A 25,073-nucleotide genomic window follows, 5' to 3' on the forward strand; every position below is an offset into this window, starting at 1 on the left:
CTACTAGACCACTATCAATCCGTTCATATTTAGAGATAAAATAGAACCGCCGTATACGGAACCGTACGTACGGTGGTGTGAGAGGACGATGATTAAATTAATTAATTATCTCCTACTCGATTTGTAAATGTGAGCCTCTTTATGACGAAAAGGAAGGACGACAAAATGAAATTACAAGGAACGATGTCAGTAAAAAATGATGAACTTTATATCGGAGGAGTCAGTTGTTTAGAACTTGCTAAGACGTATCAAACCCCTTTATATGTCTTTGATGAACAACTTGCTCGAGAGAATTGCCGCGAATATGTGAAACATTTCAAAGTGAAAGAACATCGAAATCGAGTCGCTTATGCTGGGAAGGCCTTTTTACCACTTCATATGTGTCAACTCATCAAAGAAGAAGAATTATATTTAGATGTGGTATCTGGTGGAGAACTATACACGGCGAATAAAGCTCAGTTTCCAATGGAAAATGTACTGTTTCATGGAAATAATAAGACCATTGATGAAATTAAAATGGGGCTTGAGTTAGGAGTAGGTCGATTTGTTGTTGATAACTATTATGAACTTGATTTGCTAGAACAGTTCTGTAAGGAAAGAGGCACATCGCAAGCGATTTATTTGAGAATTACCCCTGGTATAGAGGCACATACACATGATTATATAAAAACGGGACAAATTGATTCGAAATTTGGATTTACTTTGACTAATGGGGATTTATATGAGTGTTTAGCCAGTTTTCATCGATATGAGCATCTACAACTGGTTGGATTACATGCACATATTGGATCACAAATTTTTGATGTAGAACCTTTTTTAGATGAAGTAGATATTATGATGAGTTTAGTTAAGGAGATTAAGGAAACATACGGCATTCAAATTAGAGAAGTTGATTTAGGAGGAGGAGTTGGCGTTTATTATACGAAAAATGATCAACCAAAAACCATTCAACAATTTTGTGAAGCTATGATTGAAAAAGTAGAAAAATCTTGTCAGAAATTAGGGATTAACGTACCGACGTTGATTATTGAACCAGGACGTTCCATTGTCGCAAATGCTGGAAGTACGCTATATACAGTTGGATCGATGAAAGATATTAAAGATGTTCGAACCTATGTCAGTGTAGATGGTGGAATGACTGATAATATCAGACCTTCGTTATATCAAGCACGTTATGAGTGTGCGATTGTGAATAAAATGAGAACAGGGGATCAAAAGCAAGTAACGATCGCAGGAAAATGTTGTGAAAGTGGTGATATTCTTATCACAGATGTTGATATTAAGGGTATTGAAACAGGTGATATCTTGATTATTGCCTCAACCGGTGCGTATGGATATTCGATGTCATCAAATTATAACAAGATTCCGAAGGCTGCGGTTGTTTCGGTTCAAAATGGAAAAAGTCGAGTGATTTGTAAACGACAAACGTTAGAGGAATTACTAGCTTTAGAAGTTTTATAGGGGGAATGAGAATATGGGGATTTTGGTTCATAAGTATGGTGGGACATCAGTTGGAACAACTGAGAAGATTAAACGGATTGCAAAACGAGTCATTGCGGAAAAGGAAAAGGGAAATGATATGGTGGTTGTCGTATCGGCGATGGGGAAAACGACGGATTATTTAGTGGAGATGTCAAAAGAGATTGCTATAAATCCCAATAAACGAGAAATGGATTTGATTTTATCCACTGGAGAACAAGTGTCCATTGCGTTGTTGTCGATGGCCTTTCAGGAATTTGGATATGACGCTATTGCTCTAACTGGGTTTCAAGCTGGAATTAAAACATATGGACCGCATACTAAAAATAAAATTTTGGATATTGATGATGAGAAAATTAAGAATTATTTAAAAGAAGGGAAAGTTGTAGTTGTTGCTGGGTTTCAAGGGGTGAATGAAAATGGCGATATTACAACACTTGGTCGAGGAGGGTCAGATACAACAGCAGTTGCTATAGCAGCGAAACTTGGTTGTCCATGTCATATTTATACAGATGTTGATGGCATTTATTCCGTCGATCCACGACTGTATAAAGAGGCGAAAAAACTTGATGTTATTAGTTATGAAGAGATGATGGAGATGGCAAGCCTTGGTGCAGGTGTGATGGAACCACGTGCTATTGAAATTGGATGTAAATATAATATTCCAATTTATGTAGCTTCAAGTATAAATGATGTGGGTGGAACTTATATTAAGGAGTATGATGAGAAAATGGAAGGGAATATAGTAACGGGGTTAAGTGTTTGTGATGATATTTTAATGGTAACAGTTAGTCATATTTTATATAACTTAGATCATGTTGCGACTTTATTTGAAAAACTAGCGATTGAAAATGTAAATGTGGATATGATTAGTCAAACAGCACCAGTTGATGGGTATATTAATGTTTCTTTTACTGCACCAAAAGATGATTTATTTATAATTGAAAAGGTGATGAGGGATTTAGAGGGTAAAGTTGAGATTAGTATAGAGAATGAAATTACAAAAATTTCAGTCGTTGGAATTGGAATGAGAAATCAAAGTGGAGTAAGTGGTCGCCTATTTAGAATTTTAGCGGATAACGAGATTTCCTTTAGGCAAGTGACAACATCAGAAATTAGTATTTCGTATACAATTGATAAAAAAGATAAAGAAAAAGCAGTTCGCGCCTTATCGAATGAGTTGAATTTGTAAAGGGGGAACGGCGTATGGATTTAAAAGAAATTTTAACAACGCATCGAGAGTATTTACATCAAATTCCCGAACTTGGATTTTGTGAGTTTAAAACATCAGCATATTTAAAAGAACAATTAGAACTTTTAGGATACGAGATCGAATCAACCGCAAAAACAGGATTGTTAGCTTATCGAAAAGGTGAAAGTGATGAATGTATTGCTTTTCGCTCAGATATGGATGGATTGAGTTTAGCAGAAGAGACTGGCGTTGCATTTACATCTAAACATCAGGGAAAAATGCATGGATGTGGTCATGATGGTCACATGGCTATTTTACTTGGATTTGCGACTCATTTATCAAAGATTGAACCGTTAAAAAAGAGCGTATTATTCATTTTACAACCGGCAGAAGAAGGTCCAGGCGGAGCTGAGGTTATTGTCAAAGAAGGAGTATTAAAAAAATATAAGGTGAAGTTTATATTTGGTCTACATTTATATCCAGAGATTGAGGAGGGAAAGTTTGGGCTTCGATCAGGTGTGATGACAGCTCAAACTGGAGAGGTTGATATTGTCATTCAAGGTCAAGGTGGGCATGGAGCGATTCCTCATAAAGCAAATGATGCGCTCATTATAATGGCTCAGTTAATCAATAGTTATCAAAGTATTGTGAGTCGAAATTTGAATCCAATTGATGGGGGCGTCCTCACCATTGGTACGATTCATGGTGGAGAGCGTCGAAATATTATTGCTGAAAAAGTAGAACTGACAGGAACGATTCGCGCATTTAGTGAAGAAGTTTATGAAACGATTAAGCGACGTATTGTAGAGATCAATACTGGACTTGAGACGATGTTTAATGCCAAAGTAAAGACGCAATTTATTGATATGTATCCATGTATTGTGAATGATAAATCATTATTTGAGTTAGTGTGTCACTCAACACTCGGTGAGAAAATGATTGAAATTGATCCGATGATGATTGCAGAAGATTTCTCTTATTATCAAAAAGAGGTTCCAGGATTATTCTTTATGCTAGGATCTCGTAATGATGCGCTTGGTTTTACAAATCCACTGCATCATTCGAAATTTAATTTTAGTGACAATGTTTTATTAAATGGCGTTGAACTGTATGATGAAATGTGTCGTTTATTAAATGTTTATTAGGGAGTGTGTAAAATGAATGGGATTAATGTTGCAATTGTAGGGGCTACTGGTTTAGTGGGACAAACCTTTTTAAAAGTACTTGAGGAACGAAATTTTCCAATTAAGGAGTTATATTGCTTTGCATCAAGTCGCTCAGCTGGAAAAACGATTGAGTTTAAAGGAAAAACTTATGTTGTTGAAGAATTAACAGAACAATCTTTTGATCGAGAAATTGATATTGCTTTATTTTCAGCAGGCGGTGGAATTAGTAAGAAGTTTGCTCCGATTGCGGCTAGTAAAGGAGTACGAGTAGTAGATAATTCTAGCGCTTGGCGCATGGAAGCCGAAATTCCACTTATTGTACCAGAGGTGAATCCTCATGTTTTAAGTCATAATGACTACATTATTTCGAATCCAAATTGTTCAACGATTCAATCCGTCGTTCCATTAAAAGTGTTACATGAGGCATTTGGAATTAAACGCATTGTGTATTCGACTTATCAGGCTGTATCTGGCTCAGGGGTGAAGGGGCTTCATGATTTAGAAGCGGGAACAACTGAGTTTTATCCGTATCCGATTGTTGGAAATTGCTTACCCCATATCGATGTATTTTTAGATAATGGGTACACAAAAGAAGAAGTTAAAATGATTGAGGAAACGAAAAAAATTTTAGGAGATCAAAATATTAAAGTAACAGCAACAACAGTACGAGTGCCTGTTAAGTATGGACATTCTGTTTCGATGAATTTGGAGTTTGAGCGTGAGTTTGAGTTAGAAGAGGTTTATAGGATACTACAAAGCGTGGATGGCTTAGTAGTACATGGTCACGAAAATTCGCTCGATTATCCAATGCCTATTGATGTTGAAGGGCATAATGAAGTTCATGTTGGCCGAATTAGACGTGATTTTAGTGTCGATTCAGGTTTAAATTTATGGGTGGTTGCCGATAACATTAGAAAAGGTGCAGCAACGAATACCGTTCAGATTGCTGAATTACTGTTAGATTATTTGTAGGAGATGGGAAAGATGTTTAGTGGATCAGGAGTAGCGATTATAACACCATTTAAAAATGATCGAGTTGATTATGAAAAATTACGAGAACTGCTAGAGTGGCAAATTGCTAATGAGACAGATGCGATTATTATTTGTGGAACAACGGGTGAATCTGCAACGATGAGTGATGCTGAACGAAAATTGGTTATTAAGTTCACGGTTGAGGTTGTTAATAAACGGATTCCTGTCATTGCAGGAAGTGGAAGTAATAATGCTGCGTATGCGGTTGAATTGAGTCAATATTGTGAATCGGTTGGTGTCGATGGCTTGTTAGTTGTAACGCCTTATTATAATAAAGCAACAGAGAAGGGGCTTTTGAATTATTATGAGTTGATTGCAAGTCATGTCAATTTACCAATTATTTTATATAATGTGCCGGGACGTACAGGGGTAAATTTAACACCAAAGATGGTTGCAAAGTTAGCAAAGATTTCGAATATTATTGGGATTAAGGAAGCAAGTGGTGATATTTCACAAGTGGCCGAAATAGCTCGCTTATGTGGAACAGATTTTTCAATTTATAGTGGAAATGATGATATCATTATTCCAGTTTTATCACTTGGTGGAAAAGGAGTAATTTCAGTTTTAGCGAATATTTTACCAAAAGTTACACATGATTTAGTAAGTAGCTATTTAGAGGGCGAAGTAAATAAAGCACGTGATTTACAACTAAGTGTGAATGGACTTGTGCATACTTTATTTATTGAGGTAAATCCAATTCCAGTTAAAACAGCCATGAATCTCATGGGGATGAATGTAGGAAACCTCCGCCTTCCTTTAACAGAAATGGCAGCAGAAAATTTAGCAATTTTACAAGACGAACTAACGAAGTACGGATTATAGCACGAGGTGATATCAGATGTTGAATGTAGGTCTAAGTGGATGTAATGGAACGATGGGACGAATCATCCATGATTTATTATTAGAACAAGAAAATGTTCAAGTCGTTTTTGGGATTGATATTGAGCCGGAACGCTATGAGAATGATTATCCAGTATTCACAGATCCATATGAAATTAATGTAGATTGTGATGTGATTATTGATTTTTCAAAGCCAGAAAATATTGATCATTTATTAGATTATTGTGTGAATCATGAGACAGCCGTTGTGATTGCGACGACTGGACTTAGCGAAGCACAGGAAGCCAAAATTATTGAAGCTTCGCATAAGATTCCAATCTTCCGTTCAAGTAATACATCACTTGGAGTCAATGTATTGCTTGACTTAGTAAAAACAGCAACGCGTTTATTGAATGATAACTTTGATATTGAGGTTATTGAAAAGCATCATAATAAAAAGGTGGACGCCCCAAGCGGAACAGCTTTTATGATTGCTAACTCAATTAATGAGGAGCTTAATCAAGCGATGGATTATAATTATGGTCGTCAAGGTAATCATATGAAACGAAATGAAAAAGAGATTGGGATTCATTCTGTTCGGGGAGGAACGATTCCAGGTGAGCACACGGTTATTTTTGCAGGACCGGATGAGATGATTGAAATTAAGCATACGGCGTTATCGAAAAAGATTTTTGCCGAGCAAGCCATTAAAGCAGCAGAATTTATTACACATAAAGAAGCGAAGTTATATAACATGAGTGATATGATGCATGCAAATTAAGGGGGAAAAGAGAAATGAGTGAAATTAGTTTAACAGATCCATATGAGATTGCACGATATATTAAAGAAGCAAAAAAGAGTACACCTGTTAAAGTTTATGTTAAAGGAGATTTAGACGGTGTACAATTTCCAAATTGTCGTGTGTTTGGGGAAGGCCGTTCTTTAGTTGTTTTTGGTGAGTATACTGAAATTCAATCGGTACTTGCTGAAAATAAAGGGCGAATTGAGTATTATGAAATCGAAAATGATCGTCGTAATTCAGCCATTCCGATGCTTGATTTAAAACAAATTAAAGCTCGGATTGAACCTGGAGCAATTATTCGTGATAAAGTTAGCATTGGTGAAAATGCAGTTATTATGATGGGGGCGGTTATCAATATTGGTGCTGAAATCGGTGAGAATACAATGATTGATATGAATGCCGTTGTTGGTGCACGTGGAACGATTGGAAAAAATGTTCATATTGGAGCAGGATCGGTTATTGCAGGTGTGTTAGAACCACCTAGCAAAACACCAGTTATTATTGAAGATAACGTGATGATTGGGGCGAATGCGGTTATTTTAGAAGGTGTTCGTGTTGGAGAGGGTGCCGTTGTTGCAGCTGGAGCTGTTGTTACACAAGATGTTGCACCCAATACAGTTGTTGCTGGAATGCCAGCCCGTGTCATTAAAGAAAAAGACGAACAAACAGCTGACAAAACGCAAATTTTAGAAGATTTAAGATAGTAAGAAAAACAACAGGGGACCCCTGCGCTACGTGATTTAATCGAAAGATTAAAGTCGTAGCTTTCCTCCACTGGTAGGGCGAGTGGCTCAGAGTTTATGAAGATGATACGAATGTTGTTAGAGAATAAGAAAAAGAGGTATATCAACTAGATATGCCTTTTTTAATAAAGGGGGATTTTTAATGTTAAGGTTTGAAAAATACCAAGGAACGGGGAATGATTTTGTTATTTTTGAGATGTCTGAGTTAGATGGTTTGCAACATTCTCTACTAGCACAAAAGGTTTGTAATCGACGTTTTGGAATTGGTGCAGATGGAATGATTGTTGTTGCGCCTTCTAAAGTAGCTACAATGCAAATGATTTTTTATAATGCAGATGGAAGTATAGCGACGATGTGTGGAAATGGGATTCGCTGTTTTGCAAAGTATGCCACTGATCATGAGTTAGTTAAAACGAAAGTTTTTACGGTAGAAACATTAGCTGGCATTTTGACACTTGAAATAATTGAAAGTGATGATTTAACTAGTTTAGTGCGTGTAAATATGGGAAGTGCTATTTATCAACATGAATCAGTTCCGCTCCCAGGTGACGGAGATAAGTTTATTAATCAAATGCTTGAAGTTGATGGAGTACCGTATACTGTGAGTAGTTTATTCATGGGAACGATTCATACCGTATTATTTATGGATAACATTGATGAAGAGGCGGCGGCACGAATAGGAGCAGCCATTGAAAATCATCCACTATATCCGAACAAAACGAATGTAAATTTATGTAAGGTAGTAGACTCGAAAAATATCGATGTTTTAACATGGGAGAAGGGGGTTGGAATTACACTCGCTTGTGGAACTGGATCAGCGGCTTGCGCCTTATTAAGTCAAGATCTTTATGATTGCGAAACTAGCGTTACCGTTCATGTTAAAGGTGGTAACTTACTTATGGAACGAGTAGGTGAGGAAATATATATGACGGGACCGGCAACATTGATTTGTAAAGGACAGTACCTATATAATTAGTGCTACTATAGTTGGTCTTTCTATCAAAAAGACTGATTCTGATATATATATTTATGACATAGAAAAAAACCTTCTAAAGTACTTAGGTTTGCTAGCTCACTTTAGAAGGTTTAATTAATTTTATCTATTCGATCAAACTAGGTCTCCCTAGTATTAAGTTAAGATAGCACGTTAAATAGATGAAATGTTAATTGCTATCTTCATTAATAATATATGAAGGAAGGAGAATTGAGGAACAAAAGAATAGACAAGAGTAAGAAAAAAGGATACATCAAGTATCCTTTTTATTCATATTTTACAGCGTCTTCTGCTGTTACTTTGAAATAACCATCTGGCATTGGGCCACGTTGGTCTTCGTAAAGCTTGTTTTGTACATAAATGGCGACTTTATCGACATTGTAGTTGTAGCCATATGTATTAACTAAAGCATCAATGAAGCCTGCTTCAATACCTGAACCAAGATTAGTTGAGAGATGAAAGCTTTCGTTAAAATAAATATTTAAGATACCACTTTCCTCATCGAGTGTGGCTGAGGTAACAAAGGTATCTTCATTTATTGTTACAAAGTCTTTATTGTCTTGGTTCTCTTTAAGTGCTTCAGTTAAAGCATTAACATAGGCATTTTCGATGACGTCTACTTCCTTATCGACATAAAACATTTGATTCTGTTCTATATCATAGTAATAAAGTCGACTTATCCGTTGTTGAGTGTTAGGTGTTTGATTTGAATCTGAATTATCGTCTTGATTAGAATCATCAGATTCAGTTTTATTAGTTGAATCAGTGTTAGAATCGGAATTATTATCTTCAGGTATGGAAGTTTGGTTCTCTTCTTGATCACTTGTAGAAGAATCGTTTTCAGATTGTGCTGCTTGATTGCTATCTGATTCCTGTTCATTTGCTGGTGAACAGCCAAATAAACTAAAAACCATAAACAAACATGTCATCATTGCTACAATAAATTTCTTCATAAGACCCCTCCTAATAATTCGATTCGATAGTATTATAACAAGAAGAAATGTAAAAAAATGATGTATTATGGTAGGGTTAAAATAATTATAAAAAGTTTTGTGCGGATGATAATTATAATTAATGAACAGAGGTGGAGAAAGATAGGATTAAATTGATTATGATTGCCTTTTTTGTAAGAGGACATCATTCTGATATCGCAAATATAAGTATTTAAGTGTCTAATGATATAGAAGATGTTTGGTCATAATGAAGTTAAATGCCACTTATTAGTATTAGGTTTTATGCTTAAGACAATAAGTGTTTTTAATGGTCTCGATTTTCTTTACCATTGAACTATGTAACATTTGATGTGTTATATTAGTCATGGTTTAAAAGAATAAACGAATAATGAAATTAACTAATAGAGAATATAAAAACTAAAAGAGGTGATTAAGCGATGGAAAAGAAGATTAAAATTCATGTGTTTCACACCGGAGAAGTAGGGGTTGATCCTGCGGTTCCATTTAGAGATGTTTCTCGTAATCCAATTGCCTATACAGGGTTATTTCGAAGTAAAAAAAGGAGAATTTTGCTTCCTGTATCTGCTTATTTAATTGAACATCCGAAAGGATTGGTCTTAATTGATACAGGGTGGCATCGTGATGTTAGAATTGATCAAATAAAGCATATGTCTTGGAAATTAAATTTTGCAAGCAAGGCAAGATTACCTGAAGGAGAGGCAATTGATGAACAATTTGGAAAGCTAGGAATTAAACCAAGAGATTTAGACTATGTATTTTTAACTCATTTAGATGTTGATCATGCAAGTGGACTTGAACTAGTGAAAGAGGCTAAGCATATTATGACAAGTAAAGAAGAACTAGAAGCAGCTCAAAAAGGTGATATTCGATATTCAGATCGCTTTTGGAATGGTGTTAATTTAGAACCATTTGAGATGAAAGTTTCAAGTTATGGTCCATTTGGTAGAAGCTATGATGTGTTTGGTGATGAAAGTGTCTTACTTATTGATGTAGCAGGACATACAAAAGGGACGAGTCTAGTAATGGTTCAGAATCAAGGACAATTTGTTTTATTAACAGGAGATACGGGCTATGCTAAAGAGTCATGGGAAGAGCTTCGTCTTCCGGGGCCTGTTGATGATAAAGAAAAGATGAGAAAGACATTAAAATGGGTTCAGGAAATGTCAAAAAAAGAAGGATGTGTGGAAGTTTTAGCGACGCATGATCCAGAGGTTATCCCTCACGTTATTGAATTGTAGGAGGTCTGAGATGAAGGAGTGTCAATATAGGCTTAAGCGTATTATAAAAGAATTTGAAGTTTGCCATGATGCGCTAGTAGCTATTGGTGATGAAACGAGGCAACTTATTATTATGACGCTTTTAGAAAGTGATTGTAATGGAATTCGTGTCGGTGAAATTACAGAGAAAACGCATCTTTCCAGACCTGCTGTTTCTCATCATTTAAAGATTTTAAAAGAAGCAGGGATGATTAATATGAGAAGGGAGGGAACGAAAAATTATTATTATATGGATGCGAATGAAACTCAATGGGGGCAGATTGCCCAACTTGTAAATCATATTTACGAGGTGGTAAAGGATTTCGCACCCATTGATACAAGGAAGGGAGATGATTAGTATTGTTAGTTAAGTTATTAGTTTGTTTAATTGCTGGTTTAGGGGCAGGGATTGGAACTGGGTTAGCAGGATTGAGTGCAGCAGCAGTGATTTCACCGATGTTAATTAGTTTTCTTGGAGTGCCAGCTTATCAAGCTGTTGGAATTGCTCTCTCTTCGGATGTATTAGCCAGTGCCATTTCAGCGTATACGTATGGAAAAAATAAAAAGCTTGATATCAAGAATGGCTTAGTTATGATGGGAAGTGTTTTAATCTTTACCATGATTGGAAGTTATCTTTCAAAATTGGTCCCAAATCAAATGATGGGGAATTTTTCAATGTATATGACCCTTCTTGTGGGAATTAAATTTATAGTTAGGCCGATTATGACAGCTCCAGATGTAGTAGAAGAAAAGCCTACGCGTACAAAAATTATTCAGTCTATTTTATGTGGCGTACTAGTCGGGTTTATTTGTGGATTTGTGGGTGCCGGTGGCGGAATGATGTTGCTTTTAATTTTAACGAGTGTGCTCGGCTATGAATTAAAAACAGCTGTTGGAACCAGTGTTTTTATTATGACTTTTACTGCCTTAACAGGAGGGGTCTCACATTTAGTGATCGGGGGCATGCCTAATTTAAAAATATTGTTTTTATGTATGATTTTTACACTGATTGGAGCAAGAGTCTCAGCAAAATTTGCAAATAAGGCTTCAGCTAAGGTTTTAAATCGAACATTAGGTGTAGTACTTACTGTTATCGGTGGCTTAATGATCATTATGGATTTATTAAAGTAAGAAAAAAGTGAATTAGATTTCAAAAGTTGAAATTTTTAAAGTCATCGACAAGCGCTAGAGTGCTGTGAAAAGGGAATGAATATTAATTTTGTTAGGTTTTAAGTGAAAAAGTTCAATAAAAAAAGTCATTGAATAGTTGTGTGCTATTTCAATGACTTTTTAAATTAAATGAATTTTATTTTTTCTTTATTATCATTGTAATCAATGATGATATCGGTGCAAATTTTAGGTGAAAGATTCGCTTCACAGATTTGAGCTAATTGGATTAGGAAATATTCACCTGTATAGCAATATAGACTTAACCCTTCAGGTTTTAAAACATAGGAGATTGGAAGGACCTCCATCACTTCATGATTTATCTTTAATTTAATGAAGACTTGATTGTCTAGAGCCTGATTGATTGTTTGACAGAGTTCGGTTTCTAAATCAAAAGTAGGAGAAGGTAAGTCAATAATTAAATGTTTTTGAAGATGATTGATGATGTCCGAGCATTTATTAGGGTCCATGAGTCGAAATTTATCGATCAAAGAAGCTTCATGAATACTTTCACTGAGATGTTCTCCAATATACAAGGAGGTGATTAGCGCACAGTAGTCACTCTGTTTAAGAACTTGTTTAGCAATAATATAGTTTTTATCTATTTCAACGCCACCATCTTTTCCACGATAAATAATAATTGGAATACCTAAAATAGATAATTTATCTAAATCTCGTTGAATTGTTTTGGTTGAGACATTGAACGTTTTAGCTAGTTCCTTGATTGTCACTTTTGAGCTGCATTTTAATAGATAAAATATTAAATCTAATAATCTCATGCTACTGTTATTTATTATTTTTTAACCACATGATAGCGCTATAGGCATGCATAGCGGCGCCTGTTACAAGAATATCTTCATTAAATTGTACCTTTTCATTGTGCATTGGTTGACCAAATAAAGGATTTTCATTCTTTGTACCAGCGCCTAACATTAAATAAACACTTGGTACTTCATAAGAGTAAGAGGCAAAGTCTTCTGATCCCATACCACCTTGCTCAAATAAAATAACTGCTTGTTCGCCTACTAAATCTTTTACATATGAAGTTACTTCGTGCGCAAGTTTATTGTCATTAGCTAGTGGTGGAGTAGATGATAACTCAATTAATTCGGCTTCTCCTCTAAACATTTTTGCTGTCGATACAACGATATCGTTGATGCGATTAAAAATAAATTCTCCAATCTCTTTATCTAAGCTTCGGATAGTTCCTTCCATAATCACTTGTCCAGGAATGATATTAGGAGCATCTCCACCTACAAATTTACCGATAGTTACAACGGCTGGTTGAGTAGTAGCAATTTCTCGGGCAATAATTTCTTGTAAAGAAATATAAATGTGTGCGGCAATATTGATTGGATCGACACCTGTTTCTGGCATTGCTCCATGACATCCCTGTCCGTTAACGATGATTCTGAAACGATTGCACCCTGCAATAGTCGTTCCTAATCCACATAAGACAAGGTTCGAAGGTGTTCCAGAATGGACATGCATCGCCATTGCTGCATCTACTTTAGGATTTTCAAGGACACCAGCTGCGATCATCTTTTTAGCACCAGTAAAACCTTCTTCATCAGGTTGGAAAACAAGTTTAATCGTTCCTTCAATTTGACTTTGATTTTGTTTTAATAACTTAGCAGCACCAAGTAACATGGCTGTGTGCATATCATGTCCACAAGAATGCATGCATCCATTCGTTGATTTAAAATCACAACTTGTTTCTTCTTTCATCGGTAAAGCATCCATATCTGCTCTTAATAAGAATGTTTTTCCTGGTTTTTCACCTGAAATTGTCGCAACAATTCCACTCTCACAAATTTCTGTTGGTTCATATCCAAACTCTTTTAATTTATCCATAACAAATGCTTTTGTTTTTGGAAGAACAGCTCCGACTTCAGGGTTTTCGTGAATGATTCGTCTGTAATTAATTAATTCATCTTTGATTAATAAGGCTTGTTCAATAAATGGATTCATAATTATCCCTCTTTACTTTCTAAATTTTATTTAATTAATGTCTATCATAACAAATAAATAGGACATATATAGTCTACATTAAAATTATTTTTTATACATAATAAAAAATTTTTTTCTTTGTTTTTTTAGAATATAAGCCCAGATAAGTTTTTTTACATCGTAAAAATTTTAAATGCCTTAGTAGCGTGGGATTAGATTTCTTTGAGAGATTTTTAGGTACCTATTCCCTAGCAGTTGAGAATAAATATTCTTCAAAAATGCTAGTAAATCTCTAGACTATAATCTGTCCTAGGATTAACGGCGATCATTAGCTAAGACTGATGTAGAATTGTAAAATACATTTCTGTTTCGTGAAGATTTTTTACTAACTATAATGATAACGGTTAAAAAAAACAATTGCTTTTATAGAACTCTCTGAAAGAATATGATACGATGATAGCAGTATCATTTAATTAATGAATATCATTGCATGAAGAGGAAGATGTATGTTTAATCATGAACAAATCAAAAAATTTACAGATGTAGAGATGTTAATCTATAATTATGTTATACAAAATTCGCAAAATATTCGATATATGACGATTAGAGAATTGGCGGATGCCGTTCATGTCTCAACTTCAGCTATTATGCGTTTTTGTAAGAAGTTAGACTGTGAAGGGTATGCGGAATTTAAGGTTCAATTCAAGTTGTATTTGGAAGATAAGAAAGAAAAACAACCATTAAATGATATATCAGAAGTCATGAATTATTTTGAGACCATTGATAATATTGAGTTTGAAAATAAGATTAATCAAATTGCTGAAATCGTTAGTGCCTCACAACAAATTGTCTTTATAGGGGTTGGGACTTCAGGGATTTTAGGAAAGTATGGGGCTCGCTATTTCTCTAATATTGGAAAGTTGAGTTACGTAATAGATGATCCATTTTATCCTAATATTGGTCATATTAGTGAGGAGATTGTTGCTATTGTTCTTTCCGTATCAGGGGAAACAGAGCAAACAATTAATTTAGCCAGACACTTTTTACAGCAACGTTGTACAGTCGTGAGTATTACAAATAGTATGAATTCAACGTTAGCAAAAATGTCACATTACAATCTTTCGTATTATATGACAAATCAAAAGAATAAGAAAGAGTATGACATTACGACACAAGTTCCTGTCATTTTTATTTTAGAGTCCATTGGAAGAAGAATTAAATAAAAGGCGTAGACACAGTAATTGTGTTTACGCCTTTTTTCTGTCACAAGGTGTTTCGTCTATGTCACAAGTTTCAAAGGTATGATACAAATTCTTGTTTTTTCTAATAAGAATGACAAAAAGCTCTTTATTATTTAAAATAAGTGTGCAAGATAGTTAGAGAAATGATGTGGAGGTATTAAAATGGCTAGAGATTATGCACAGACAGCCAAAGAGCTAGTTGCTGCTTTAGGTGGGAATGAAAATATTAATAATGTTACTCACTGTGCAACGCGTTTACGTTTTATTTTAAGCGATCATAAAGTGGTTAATAAAGAGAAAGCAAGTAAAGTTCAAGGGGTTATTACAACGGTAGAAGCAGGAGGGCAATTTCAAGTTGTAATTGGGAATCATGTTAAAGATGCTTATGAACAAGTACTAAAATTAGTAGATGTTAGTGAAGAAAATGTCTCAACTTCAACAGAGAAGGTTGGCATTTTTAGTCGAATCATTGATATCATTTCAAGTATCTTTGCTCCGTTCTTATATACATTAGCCGCTTGTGGGATTTTACAAGGGATTTTAGGAGTTTTAGTTGCATTAGATTGGATTGATACAGCAGATGGAACATACCAAGTTTTAAATTTTATTTCTTGGACAGCATTCACATTCTTACCTGTTTTAATTGCGATTACAGCAGCTAAGAAATTTAAGGTTAATGAATTTATTGCCGTTGTTATTGCTTGTGCCTTAATTTCACCAGATTATAATGCAATGGTGAATGATGGAACACAGTTAAGCTTTTTAGGAATTCAAATTCAAATGTTAAGCTATACATCATCAGTTATTCCAGTTATTTTAGCAGTATGGTTAGCATCTTATGTTGCAAAATTCTTTGAAAAAGTATTACCGACAGTTATTCGAAACTTATTCACACCAATGTTTACAATCGCTATTATGGTACCAGTTACGTTATTAGTTTTTGGACCATTTGGTGCAACAGTTGGTGGAGCGATTGGAGATACATATAATTTCTTATATAACTTAAGTCCAATTGTGGCAGGTATTGTTGTTGGGGGGCTTTGGCAAGTAGCAGTTATCTTCGGAGTTCACTGGGGAATTACGCCGGTTACAGTAGGAAACTATGCTTCGCTTGGATTTGATACATTTACAGCCCTTCAAGCATCTGCTGTATTTTCACAAGCTGGGGCAGCCTTTGGGGTATACTTTAAATCTAAAAATAAGGAATTAAAAGAAGTTTCTTTACCAGCGGCTGTTACAGCTGTATTCGGAATTACAGAACCTGTTGTTTATGGAGTTAACTTAAGACTTAAAAAACCAATGATTTGCGGATGTATTGCTGGTGCTATTGGTGGAGCGATTGCGGGAGCGTTTAATGCAGTCTCATGGAGTTATAATATGCCTGGTATTGCCACAATTCCTGCCTTCTTTAAAGTAGGATATATGACGCCATTTATTGGATTTATTATTTCAATCATTGTATCATTTGTACTTGGTATGGTATTAACAATGATCGTTGGATTTAATGACGAAAAATAAACAAATTAGTAGAGTTAAAAGAGCAATGATCGACTCATTGCTTCTTTACTATTTTGAAGCAGAAAATTATTTAAAAAATTAGATTAGGAGGTCCTGCTATGAATCAATTACCTAAGGAATTTTTATGGGGTGGGGCTGTTGCAGCTCACCAAGTAGAGGGAGGCTATAATAAAGGTGGTAAAGGAATCAGTATCGTCGATGTTTTAACAGGTGGAGCTCACGGTATCGATCGAGTGATTACAGATTCAATTGAAGAAGGTAAATATTATCCTAATCATGAAGCCGTTGATTTTTATGGTCATTACAAGGAAGATATTGCACTATTTGCTGAATTAGGATTTAAGTGCTTTAGAACATCTATTGCATGGACACGAATTTTTCCGAAAGGTGACGAATTAGAACCTAATGAAGAGGGGTTAAGATTCTATGATGACTTATTTGATGAGTTATTAAAATACAATATTGAACCCGTTATTACGTTATCTCACTTTGAAATGCCATATCACTTAGTTAAAGAATATGGAGGATGGAAAAATCGTAAGGTTATTGATTTCTTTGTTCGTTACAGTGAAGTTGTGATGAAACGTTATAAAGATAAAGTTAAATATTGGATGACGTTTAATGAAATTAATAATCAAAAAAATTATAAGTATCCATTATTCGGGTACACATGTTCTGGAGTTATTTTTAATCATCATGAGAATCCTGAACAATGTATGTATCAAGTCGTTCATCATCAATTAGTCGCAAGTGCTAAAGTCGTAGCATTAGGACATCAAATTAATCCAAACTTCCAAATTGGGTGTATGATGGCGTGTGTTCCGTTATATCCATACTCTTGTAAACCAGAAGATATGATGTATTCTGTTGAATCAATGCATGATCGTTATTTATTTAGTGATGTTCATGTACGTGGTGAGTATCCGACTTATGCAATTAAGGAGTGGGAACGTAAAGGATTTAATATTGATATGGAACCAGAAGATAAAGAAATCCTTAAAAATGGAACAGTAGATTACATTGGATTAAGCTACTACATGACAAATGCAGTTAAAGCGGACAATGTCGTAGAAGGAAATGGATTATCTGGATTCCCAGGAAGTGTACCAAACCCACATGTTAAATCATCGGATTGGGGATGGCAAATTGACCCGATTGGATTAAGATATGCGTTAAACTTATTATATGAACGTTATCAAAAACCTTTATTTATCGTAGAAAATGGTTTTGGAGCTATCGATACAGTTGAAGAGGATGGTTCAATTAATGATGATTATCGTATTGATTACTTAAAGGCCCATATTGAGGAAATGAAAAAGGCAGTAGTATTAGATGGTGTAGACTTAATGGGATATACACCTTGGGGATGTATTGATTGCGTCTCATTCACAACAGGTGAGTATAAAAAACGTTACGGATTCATTTATGTTGATAAACATGATGATGGAACGGGAACGATGAAACGTATGAAAAAGAAAAGTTTTAATTGGTATAAAAAAGTTATTGAAACAAATGGCGAAGAATTATAATTTATTAACCTAATTAACCATAAACCATGAAAAATAAAAATCATTCATTATAATTTTAGCTTGAAATAATAAAATTACCTAGAATAAGGGAAAAGGGCTACCTCTTTTAAAAATGAGGTAGCCCTTTTTATGTATCAAAAACCATTTATTTTAAATAATCTAAAAGTACTTCTTTAACCATTGAGACAACACCAAGTGTTCCCACTCCTTCTTGGACATCTTCTACAACCATGGCAATGGATACGTTAGATGAATCTAAATCTGTTGCAATAAACCATCCATTTTCGCTTCCTGTTTCACCTTGAGATGATTTGATCTCAGCTGTTCCTGTTTTTCCAGCTAATTTAATTCCATCAATTTTAGCTAAATGTCCAGTTCCATCACTATCTTCAACAACTGCACTAAAGGCATCTTGTAGGATAGAAAGATTTTGTGTTGAAATGACTGACTCTTTAAGAACACTCGGTTGGTGATTATCGGTCAAAATAAGAGTGGGAGCCATAATGTTTCCGCTATTTGATAAAGCACTGTAAGCAAGTGCCATGTTTAATGTTGAGACCATGATTTCTCCTTGTCCATATCCTGTATCTGCAAGAAGAATATCACGATTAAGCGTTCCATTATTAGAAATTTGACTCTGTTTGATTGGATAGCCAATGGCTAAGTCTGTTCCAATAGTAAATTGTTCGGCTCCTTTAATCAGTGCCTCACTTCCCATTTCAAGAGCATTCATCCCGAAATAAATATTGTCCGAATATTTAACAGCTTCTTTTAAAGCAACGTTTGTTTGAGCATTAATCCGTCTAATATGATAATTTCCCCAGGAGCTATCTTTTTGCCACTCCCTCCCATTGATTGTTTTGATTTCAATTGGATCAAGCGTTCCATTTTCGAGTCCTATTGCTGCTGTAATGAGTTTAAATGTTGAACCTGGTGAATAAAGAGTAGCAAAACGATTTTTTTCATCAGCAAACTGAATTTCTTCACGGTGCTGTTGTTCACTTTTTGTCATATAAGTTGTAAACCAATTGGAATTATAAGATGGTGAGCTAACTAAGGCTAGAATATCACCCGTTGTTGGATCGACGGCTGTTGCTGAACCTTTTTCACCATTCATTTTTTGATAGACAGTTGTTTGTAAATAAGAATCGATAGAAATTTTGATATCTTCTCCATGTTGTGCTTCTTTTAAAGCAAGAGTTTCAACCTTAGTACCATCGCGTTCAATATAAATTTCAACTCCGTTAATTCCTCTTAGTGTTGTCTCATATACTTGTTCAAGTCCGGCCTTTCCGACCATTGAGGCTGTGGTATAAATGCCTTCTTCATCTGCTTTTAATTCTTCTTCACTGATTGGTCTAATATATCCTAATAATCGCCCGAATGCTTCATCATTTTTATAGATTCGACCTTGCTTACTTTGTGTTAAGATGCCTTCTTTACGACGATTTTCTAATAATGTTAATTTAGGGGAATCTGGAAGTAAATCCACAATAGGGACAAAATAGTCTGGATTTGAATTCGCAGCTAATTTTTTTGTAATGGTCTCTTCGCTAATATCTAATATATTAGCTAACTCTTTAATTTTATTATCTCTGTTCTCCTCATCAAAAATAGCAGGATGGATTCCAACTGTAACCAGTGTGCCATCTGATGCGAGTGCTTCTCCATTTCGATCAAGGATGCTTCCGCGATTTGCAGTTTGAGTGCTGACTCTGACCTTATCACCACTTTCCATCATCGGGAAAATTAAGCTCTCTGACCAAATGACTTTTAACTCTTTATCCTCTTTTATAAAAGGAAGCTCAAAATCAGAACGATTGACTTCTCCCGCAACAGTATTCATTGTTAATGAGAAAGGAATCACCTTATTTTCAGTATCAATTTCTCCCATTTCAAGGTCAATGTTGCTGGCCTTAATTCCTGAATAAATATTTGTATATCTTGTTATAAAATCTTCTTTTGTTATTGCTTGTTGTGACTCACTGCTTAATAAAAGATATAAACCTTCATAATCTTCATTTACCAATTTTTCTTCAAAGCTTTCAAATAACAATTTTTCAGCATCTGATGAACAACCAGTTAAGAGTAAGGCACAAAATGCTACAATTCCTAGAACTCGTTTCATTATAATCCTCCTTTTGTTAATTTTCTTTATTATGTAAAGTTATACCATTTTTAGAAAAGGAATTAAACGATATTTCCTTAATCATCTTCCTAATCTTATATAAAGGTATTTAGAATACATGTATTTTATTCCTAGTCAGAACTATGACTTCAGATCATTTCATACTAAACTAAACAATTTTTTAAAGGAGGGGATAATTTATGATAAGAAAAGCTGCAATGAAACAATTATTTAATTTTGTTCAAGATGAATACAACATTAAATCTAGTAATCATATCCAAGGTACTTTATTAGATATGTTTGGGAGTTTTATCGAGGAAGGCACTTGAAGCAGAATTAAATCAACACTTAGGTTATAGTGAATATGATTTGAAACAAATCTATCAAGCGATTAATTGATCGGCAGCAGAACAAGATTTTAAAATTTTTAAAAATAAATGGATTCCCATTATGCTATTATCCGTTAGAATGTGGGAAAATAACATCGAAGAAGTTTATTAACTGTTTAATTTTTCTAAAGAAATTCGAAAAAAATTGATACGACAAACGCCAGTGAAAGCTACAATAGATAATTAAGAAAAGTTCTACAAGGAAAAGGAGCTTTTCCAAATGAAACATAGGTGATGAAATTAATCTGTCTTCAAACGATGGGTGCCCTGGCAGAGAACGAAGTGAACGATCCTCAACTGCTAGGGTATGGGTGCCCTGGCAGAGAACGAAGTGAACGATCCTCAACTGCTAGGGTATGGGTGCCCTGGGAGAGAACGAAGTGAACGATCCTCAACTGCTAGGGTATGGGTGCCCTGGCAGAGAACGAAGTGAACGATCCTCAACTGCTAGGGTATGGGTGCCCTGGGAGAGAACGAAGTGAACCAACCTCAACTGCTAGGGTATGGGTGCCCTGGCAGAGAACGAAGTGAACAATCCTCAATTACTAGGGTATGGGTGCCCTGGCAGAGAACGAAGTGAACGATCCCCAACTACTAGGGTATGGGCATTCCAGTGAATATCCATGTCCAGATATCTATCCAATAGGATAGTAAATAGTCTTTTAGATGATAAGTAGATAGTTATATTTATGATATAATAGTTTTAGTAGGACTATTTAAAGTAATTCATGTTAGAAAGAGTTATTCCATATGTTCTAATCCCAATACTGGAGTTTATCGAAAAGCGAATGTATTAATCAGTGGTAGTATGCAGCGAATACCACTGCTAATACGGATGATTTTGTTGAATTTATTGTACATGCAGCAGACAGAAGTTTTGATACTTATTTATATTTAAGTGGATAAAATATAACCATTATCTCAAATCAGATTATAATATTGGAGTGTGAAAATGATGGCATTAGAGAAAAAACTACAACAAGAAGTTATGAAAAATTGTGGACTTGCAGAAAAAGAGTATGGCTGCAAAATGACAAGATTTCTACAAACTATAGAAAGATTTGGAATAGTTAGAACGGCACAAGAAATTTTTAGAAAAGGTAGAACATCGGATTGTTTTAATAAATTAGCAGAAGTGGGGCATCTTGAATTAACGATGGAGGCAACGATTGTTAAAGGTGAATATGCCGAATTATTCACTGATGAACAAGTCAATTATTGCTATGAATTATTATGCGAAAAAGGATATTACTAAATGTAATAAATTTCAGTAGCTCCTAATATACAAAAACCATTATCTCAAATCAGATTTAATCTGAACTCAGATAATGGTTTTTATTTTGGCCAATTTCCTGTAACAGTTGTGGACAAGAATTTTTTGGTGGAGATGGGGCGTTCCGGTTAGTATCCACGTCCAGATATCTATCGAATAGGATAGTAAATAGTCTTTTATATGATAAGTAGATAGTCACATTTATGATATAATAGTCTTAGTATTGCTATTTAAAGTAATTAATGTTAGACAGGGATATTAGATCATTGGAATAAATGACTTTAACAGTCCATAATAGAATAAATGAATTTATAAAGAGAGGAGAGTTTTTATGTTTACGTTATTAGATGAAAAGAAACAATTGTTAGATAATAATCGTCCTTTAAGTAGAGAGGTTCTAACGAATTTAAAGAAATATTTTGATGTTGAATTTACCTATAATTCAAATGCCATTGAAGGAAATACATTAACGATTACTGAAACAAAAGTAATCTTAGAAGATGGTCTAACAATAGGTGGAGGCAAAAGTTTAAGAGAACATCTCGAAGTTTTAAACCATAAAGAAGCTATTGATTATATACAAGATGTCGTTAGTAAAGAGTTTGATTTATCAGAAAGAGTCATTCGAGATCTTCATCATATTATTTTAAAGAGCATTGATAATTCAAATGCTGGTGTTTATCGAAAAGCAAATGTATTAATCAGTGGTAGTATGCATCGACCACCAGAATATTTTCTTGTAGAAGATAAAATGAGAGAGCTATTAGATTGGTATGATGAAAATAAAGAAACAATGCATCCCGTAAAATTAGCAGCATTATTCCATTTTAAATATGTTTATATCCATCCTTTTATAGATGGAAACGGCAGATCAGCGAGATTATTAATGAATTTAATTCTACTAAGAAATGGATATCCACTAACTGTTATTAGAAATACTGACCGTGTAGATTATATGAGTGCATTAGAAAAAGCGAGTACGACTGGTAATACGGATGATTTTGTTGAATTTATTGCACAAGCAGTAGATAGAAGTTTTGATACTTATTTATATTTAATTGGATAAAAAGTTAAATTGAATTCGATATAAAAAGCATTATGTTGAATGGTTAGAGTCATAAATACAATATAAAAACAAAAAGTATGATAAAAATCTAAGATTCTACCGATTACGACAAAAAAATAACCATTTAGGAAATGTTGTTCTAAAAAAAGATAACGGATGATATTATGTTGAGGGATTAGGAGAGAAGAAGGAGGGTGAAATGTCCTATAGTGTCTAAAAAAAATTTGGGAGATTTAATAGCTACAAATATTGCTTGTTGGATTAAAAAAAGAACTTCTATAGATGAATTAGAATATTTAAAAATAAAGTTGGGAATCGAAGTTATTCTGATTAATCTTATGAAAGGGATTATTGTCTATGGGGGGGCTTTAGTGTTAAATATATTTTATTTAACGTTAATTTTTCATAGTTCTTATCTTTTTATAAGAAGTAAGTCTCATGGTTTACATGCAGAAACAAGTGCGAATTGTACTATTATTAGTGTTATTTTATTTGTTCTATTACCGTATATTTCGAAAGATATGATATTTAGTGACATTTTTATTTTTATTATTTTTGTTATCTCATTTTGTTGCTTGATTTGTTATGCTCCAGCAGATACAGGTAATCAGCCATTAATTGGTAGAGAAAAAAGAGGGGAATTGCGCAAACAATCTCTTATAAGATGTGTAATTCTTTTGTTGATTACATTAGGTGTTCAAAATAGTATAATGAAGGTTATGATAACATTGGGAGTTATCTCTCAAATTATTTTTATTTTACCAGTAACTTATAAGTTATTGAAAAGGAGTTATAATAATTATGAAAAATATGAAGAAGAATTTAATGAATGAGTTCAAACAAGGTGCTGCGAAATCCTTGGGGAAAATAGCATCAATAACTGGTGATGCGGCTACTGATGGTGTATGTATTGGTTTTATTTATGAGCCTAAAGTACCTAAAGAATTATTGGTGAATAAAGCTTTAAATAAATAATAGGTACAGATTTTTTAAAAAAATCTAATCTTTTGATATAATATAAGCATTAAATTATGGAGGGAATTTGATGCTTATTTTTTTTATACTGTTTTTAGAATTACTTACGTTATTAATAGGAGTTAATATTTTATCTGATGATGGAATAGGGATAAAGAATTTTTTGCTATGGTTATTATTGATTCAAATCATTGGTCAATTTTTTTACATGGAAATAGGGTTTTTGGCAATATTTTTGGTTCTGTTCTTTTTAATCACATGTTTAATTATTAAATCTAAGAAGATTTTCTCCAGTATTTTAATCACTTGTTTACCTTTGGTTACCCTCGTTGTTACCAATTATTTTGCTCAAGTGATGGAGATGTATGTCGTCAAAGACCTTTTAAGCTCATTCATTGTGAATTATGATAGAGAAATAGTTGCTACGATTCTTACTTGTATTTTAACGATTTTAGTTTGCTATTTAACAAAATATGTGATAGGGAAACTTCGCAGATTTATTATTTTAGAAAGAAAATATCAGATTTTAATCCTCATTTTTCTTTTATTTATGATAGTTATTTTTTATGTCAATATATTTATAGGTCAAATTCAGGGGTTTAGTAGTGAACATATTACACTTACAAGTATACTTTTTTTTATTTATGCTTGTTTATTATGTGGTGTTTATCTGGCTTTAATTTATACATTAAATAAAGATTCAAAAATGAAGCAAGAACGAGTTTTGAATCAACAGTTACATGATTATACTATTCAACTTGAGCAATTTTATAATAATTTAAATAGTTTTCGTCATGATTATCTTAACATTTTAGTGAGTTTAGAAGAAGGTATTCGAACAGAAGATATCGAGATGATAAAAGGAGTCTACCATAGAGTAATTAAACCGACAGAACAAATTGTAAAAAGTAATGATTATATTTTAGGGAAGGTCCGCAAGGTTCATATTGTTGAGATTAAGAGTTTACTGGCCGAAAAAATTATTAAATCTCAAGCTAAAGGAATTGATGTAAGAGTAGAAATAGAAGAGATTATTGAGTCTATTTATATGGACGTATTTTCATTCTATAGAGTTTTTTCTATTTTATTAGATAATGCTATTGAAGGTGCGAGTACTACAAGTAATTCATATATTTCAATTGTATTTATTCAAGATAAAAATATTCAACGAGTAGAAGTAGAAAATAATTGTAAAGAAAAAGAGATAAATTTAAAGAATATTTATAGAAAGGGATATTCTTCAAAAGGAAGTAATAGGGGGATTGGGTTATATAATGTTCAACAAATCCTAAATGAACATAAATATTGTACTTTAGAAACTTCTTACAACACAGGAGTATTTATACAAACTTTAATATTAAAAAGAGAGGAGAAATAAGA

Annotated in this window: 24 protein-coding genes; 20 read left to right on the forward strand and 4 right to left on the reverse strand. The window is 33.9% G+C overall.

Going from position 1 to position 25,073, the window contains the following annotated elements; all coding sequences use genetic code 11:
- Positions 1–165: 165 nt before the first annotated feature.
- The 8 genes from lysA (at position 166) to dapF (ending at position 8,209) form a co-directional block, all read left to right on the forward strand.
- Positions 166–1,461, forward strand: a complete 1,296-nt coding sequence (gene lysA / locus NEH75_RS06155) for a diaminopimelate decarboxylase (RefSeq protein WP_055305483.1) — start codon at positions 166–168, stop codon at positions 1,459–1,461.
- A gap of 13 nt (positions 1,462–1,474) precedes the next feature.
- Positions 1,475–2,671: an aspartate kinase gene (locus tag NEH75_RS06160; protein ID WP_055305482.1), complete on the forward strand. Its 1,197-nt coding sequence runs from the start codon at positions 1,475–1,477 to the stop codon at positions 2,669–2,671.
- Between the two features lie 14 nt (positions 2,672–2,685).
- On the forward strand, positions 2,686–3,816 hold the full coding sequence (locus NEH75_RS06165; protein ID WP_055305481.1) for a M20 family metallopeptidase: 1,131 nt from the start codon (positions 2,686–2,688) through the stop codon (positions 3,814–3,816).
- A gap of 12 nt (positions 3,817–3,828) precedes the next feature.
- The gene (locus NEH75_RS06170) at positions 3,829–4,809 is read left to right on the forward strand and encodes an aspartate-semialdehyde dehydrogenase (protein ID WP_055305480.1); all 981 of its coding nucleotides are present in this window, start codon (positions 3,829–3,831) and stop codon (positions 4,807–4,809) included.
- 12 nt (positions 4,810–4,821) lie between these two features.
- A complete protein-coding gene (dapA, locus tag NEH75_RS06175; RefSeq protein ID WP_317452419.1) occupies positions 4,822–5,691 on the forward strand; it encodes a 4-hydroxy-tetrahydrodipicolinate synthase in 870 nt (289 codons plus the stop codon).
- Between the two features lie 16 nt (positions 5,692–5,707).
- Positions 5,708–6,469, forward strand: coding sequence for a 4-hydroxy-tetrahydrodipicolinate reductase (gene dapB / locus NEH75_RS06180; protein WP_055243261.1), 762 nt, complete (start codon positions 5,708–5,710; stop codon positions 6,467–6,469).
- A 23-nt stretch (positions 6,470–6,492) separates the two neighbouring features.
- Positions 6,493–7,194 carry a 2,3,4,5-tetrahydropyridine-2,6-dicarboxylate N-acetyltransferase gene (dapD, locus tag NEH75_RS06185; RefSeq protein WP_370456866.1) on the forward strand — a complete coding sequence of 234 codons (702 nt, stop codon included), beginning with the start codon at positions 6,493–6,495 and terminating at the stop codon, positions 7,192–7,194.
- A gap of 181 nt (positions 7,195–7,375) precedes the next feature.
- Positions 7,376–8,209, forward strand: coding sequence for a diaminopimelate epimerase (gene dapF, locus NEH75_RS06190; protein WP_055277259.1), 834 nt, complete (start codon positions 7,376–7,378; stop codon positions 8,207–8,209).
- Between the two features lie 284 nt (positions 8,210–8,493).
- Here the strand turns inward: dapF and NEH75_RS06195 are convergent, their stop codons facing one another.
- Positions 8,494–9,180: a GerMN domain-containing protein gene (locus NEH75_RS06195; RefSeq protein ID WP_055277256.1), complete on the reverse strand. Its 687-nt coding sequence runs from the start codon at positions 9,178–9,180 to the stop codon at positions 8,494–8,496.
- A 437-nt stretch (positions 9,181–9,617) separates the two neighbouring features.
- Between NEH75_RS06195 and NEH75_RS06200 the strand changes: the two genes are divergently transcribed.
- From NEH75_RS06200 to NEH75_RS06210, 3 genes are read left to right on the forward strand one after another with little or no spacing between them, the layout of a single operon-like run.
- Positions 9,618–10,439, forward strand: coding sequence for an N-acyl homoserine lactonase family protein (locus NEH75_RS06200; protein WP_055277255.1), 822 nt, complete (start codon positions 9,618–9,620; stop codon positions 10,437–10,439).
- 10 nt (positions 10,440–10,449) lie between these two features.
- Positions 10,450–10,815, forward strand: a complete 366-nt coding sequence (locus NEH75_RS06205) for an ArsR/SmtB family transcription factor (RefSeq protein ID WP_055277252.1) — start codon at positions 10,450–10,452, stop codon at positions 10,813–10,815.
- Between the two features lie 2 nt (positions 10,816–10,817).
- On the forward strand, positions 10,818–11,588 hold the full coding sequence (locus NEH75_RS06210; RefSeq protein ID WP_055277250.1) for a sulfite exporter TauE/SafE family protein: 771 nt from the start codon (positions 10,818–10,820) through the stop codon (positions 11,586–11,588).
- Positions 11,589–11,752: 164 nt separating this feature from the next.
- On the opposite strand, the gene NEH75_RS06215 is transcribed toward NEH75_RS06210, so the two are convergent.
- Both NEH75_RS06215 and NEH75_RS06220 read right to left on the reverse strand, forming a co-directional pair.
- Positions 11,753–12,403 carry a helix-turn-helix transcriptional regulator gene (locus tag NEH75_RS06215; RefSeq protein ID WP_055305478.1) on the reverse strand — a complete coding sequence of 217 codons (651 nt, stop codon included), beginning with the start codon at positions 12,401–12,403 and terminating at the stop codon, positions 11,753–11,755.
- A 7-nt stretch (positions 12,404–12,410) separates the two neighbouring features.
- Positions 12,411–13,595, reverse strand: a complete 1,185-nt coding sequence (locus NEH75_RS06220) for a M20 family metallopeptidase (protein WP_262941318.1) — start codon at positions 13,593–13,595, stop codon at positions 12,411–12,413.
- Positions 13,596–14,080: 485 nt separating this feature from the next.
- On the opposite strand from NEH75_RS06220, the gene NEH75_RS06225 reads away from it, so the two are divergent.
- The 3 genes from NEH75_RS06225 to NEH75_RS06235 all read left to right on the forward strand — a co-directional run bounded on the left by NEH75_RS06225 (position 14,081) and on the right by NEH75_RS06235 (position 17,862).
- Entirely contained in the window at positions 14,081–14,797 is a 717-nt protein-coding gene (locus tag NEH75_RS06225; protein WP_055277244.1) for a MurR/RpiR family transcriptional regulator, read from the forward strand.
- 180 nt (positions 14,798–14,977) lie between these two features.
- Complete coding sequence (locus NEH75_RS06230) at positions 14,978–16,333, forward strand: PTS transporter subunit EIIC (RefSeq protein ID WP_055277242.1); 1,356 nt, start codon at positions 14,978–14,980, stop codon at positions 16,331–16,333.
- Between the two features lie 98 nt (positions 16,334–16,431).
- Positions 16,432–17,862 carry a 6-phospho-beta-glucosidase gene (locus NEH75_RS06235; protein ID WP_055305476.1) on the forward strand — a complete coding sequence of 477 codons (1,431 nt, stop codon included), beginning with the start codon at positions 16,432–16,434 and terminating at the stop codon, positions 17,860–17,862.
- A gap of 145 nt (positions 17,863–18,007) precedes the next feature.
- On the opposite strand, the gene NEH75_RS06240 is transcribed toward NEH75_RS06235, so the two are convergent.
- Entirely contained in the window at positions 18,008–19,990 is a 1,983-nt protein-coding gene (locus NEH75_RS06240; protein ID WP_055305475.1) for a penicillin-binding transpeptidase domain-containing protein, read from the reverse strand.
- A gap of 200 nt (positions 19,991–20,190) precedes the next feature.
- Between NEH75_RS06240 and NEH75_RS06245 the strand changes: the two genes are divergently transcribed.
- The 6 genes from NEH75_RS06245 (at position 20,191) to NEH75_RS06270 (ending at position 25,071) form a co-directional block, all read left to right on the forward strand.
- On the forward strand, positions 20,191–20,319 hold the full coding sequence (locus tag NEH75_RS06245) for a hypothetical protein (RefSeq protein ID WP_256644756.1): 129 nt from the start codon (positions 20,191–20,193) through the stop codon (positions 20,317–20,319).
- 1,012 nt (positions 20,320–21,331) lie between these two features.
- Positions 21,332–21,634: a hypothetical protein gene (locus NEH75_RS06250; protein WP_055305474.1), complete on the forward strand. Its 303-nt coding sequence runs from the start codon at positions 21,332–21,334 to the stop codon at positions 21,632–21,634.
- Positions 21,635–21,983: 349 nt separating this feature from the next.
- On the forward strand, positions 21,984–22,718 hold the full coding sequence (locus tag NEH75_RS06255; protein WP_009606334.1) for a Fic family protein: 735 nt from the start codon (positions 21,984–21,986) through the stop codon (positions 22,716–22,718).
- A 209-nt stretch (positions 22,719–22,927) separates the two neighbouring features.
- On the forward strand, positions 22,928–23,551 hold the full coding sequence (locus NEH75_RS06260) for an accessory gene regulator B family protein (protein WP_262948649.1): 624 nt from the start codon (positions 22,928–22,930) through the stop codon (positions 23,549–23,551).
- Positions 23,520–23,693, forward strand: a complete 174-nt coding sequence (locus NEH75_RS06265; protein ID WP_082427820.1) for a cyclic lactone autoinducer peptide — start codon at positions 23,520–23,522, stop codon at positions 23,691–23,693. The genes NEH75_RS06260 and NEH75_RS06265 overlap by 32 nt, the downstream gene beginning before the upstream one ends.
- Positions 23,694–23,763: 70 nt before the next feature.
- Entirely contained in the window at positions 23,764–25,071 is a 1,308-nt protein-coding gene (locus tag NEH75_RS06270) for a GHKL domain-containing protein (protein ID WP_055305472.1), read from the forward strand.
- The last annotated feature ends 2 nt before the right edge of the window (positions 25,072–25,073 follow it).

The organism is Turicibacter sp. T129 (assembly GCF_025594975.1).
GTDB classification, from domain to species: Bacteria; Bacillota_I; Bacilli_A; order MOL361; family Turicibacteraceae; genus Turicibacter; species Turicibacter bilis.

Bases quoted from the DNA above. Each gene is read 5' to 3' on its own strand.
- lysA (WP_055305483.1), top strand. From the start codon at position 166: ATGAAATTACAAGGAACGATGTCAGTAAAAAATGATGAACTTTATATC.
- NEH75_RS06160 (WP_055305482.1), top strand. From the start codon at position 1,475: ATGGGGATTTTGGTTCATAAGTATGGTGGGACATCAGTTGGAACAACT.
- NEH75_RS06165 (WP_055305481.1), top strand. From the start codon at position 2,686: ATGGATTTAAAAGAAATTTTAACAACGCATCGAGAGTATTTACATCAA.
- NEH75_RS06170 (WP_055305480.1), top strand. From the start codon at position 3,829: ATGAATGGGATTAATGTTGCAATTGTAGGGGCTACTGGTTTAGTGGGA.
- dapA (WP_317452419.1), top strand. From the start codon at position 4,822: ATGTTTAGTGGATCAGGAGTAGCGATTATAACACCATTTAAAAATGAT.
- dapB (WP_055243261.1), top strand. From the start codon at position 5,708: ATGTTGAATGTAGGTCTAAGTGGATGTAATGGAACGATGGGACGAATC.
- dapF (WP_055277259.1), top strand. From the start codon at position 7,376: ATGTTAAGGTTTGAAAAATACCAAGGAACGGGGAATGATTTTGTTATT.
- NEH75_RS06195 (WP_055277256.1), bottom strand. From the start codon at position 9,180: ATGAAGAAATTTATTGTAGCAATGATGACATGTTTGTTTATGGTTTTT.
- NEH75_RS06200 (WP_055277255.1), top strand. From the start codon at position 9,618: ATGGAAAAGAAGATTAAAATTCATGTGTTTCACACCGGAGAAGTAGGG.
- NEH75_RS06205 (WP_055277252.1), top strand. From the start codon at position 10,450: ATGAAGGAGTGTCAATATAGGCTTAAGCGTATTATAAAAGAATTTGAA.
- NEH75_RS06215 (WP_055305478.1), bottom strand. From the start codon at position 12,403: ATGAGATTATTAGATTTAATATTTTATCTATTAAAATGCAGCTCAAAA.
- NEH75_RS06220 (WP_262941318.1), bottom strand. From the start codon at position 13,595: ATGAATCCATTTATTGAACAAGCCTTATTAATCAAAGATGAATTAATT.
- NEH75_RS06225 (WP_055277244.1), top strand. From the start codon at position 14,081: ATGTTTAATCATGAACAAATCAAAAAATTTACAGATGTAGAGATGTTA.
- NEH75_RS06230 (WP_055277242.1), top strand. From the start codon at position 14,978: ATGGCTAGAGATTATGCACAGACAGCCAAAGAGCTAGTTGCTGCTTTA.
- NEH75_RS06235 (WP_055305476.1), top strand. From the start codon at position 16,432: ATGAATCAATTACCTAAGGAATTTTTATGGGGTGGGGCTGTTGCAGCT.
- NEH75_RS06240 (WP_055305475.1), bottom strand. From the start codon at position 19,990: ATGAAACGAGTTCTAGGAATTGTAGCATTTTGTGCCTTACTCTTAACT.
- NEH75_RS06245 (WP_256644756.1), top strand. From the start codon at position 20,191: ATGATAAGAAAAGCTGCAATGAAACAATTATTTAATTTTGTTCAAGAT.
- NEH75_RS06250 (WP_055305474.1), top strand. From the start codon at position 21,332: ATGATGGCATTAGAGAAAAAACTACAACAAGAAGTTATGAAAAATTGT.
- NEH75_RS06255 (WP_009606334.1), top strand. From the start codon at position 21,984: ATGTTTACGTTATTAGATGAAAAGAAACAATTGTTAGATAATAATCGT.
- NEH75_RS06265 (WP_082427820.1), top strand. From the start codon at position 23,520: ATGAAAAATATGAAGAAGAATTTAATGAATGAGTTCAAACAAGGTGCT.
- NEH75_RS06270 (WP_055305472.1), top strand. From the start codon at position 23,764: ATGCTTATTTTTTTTATACTGTTTTTAGAATTACTTACGTTATTAATA.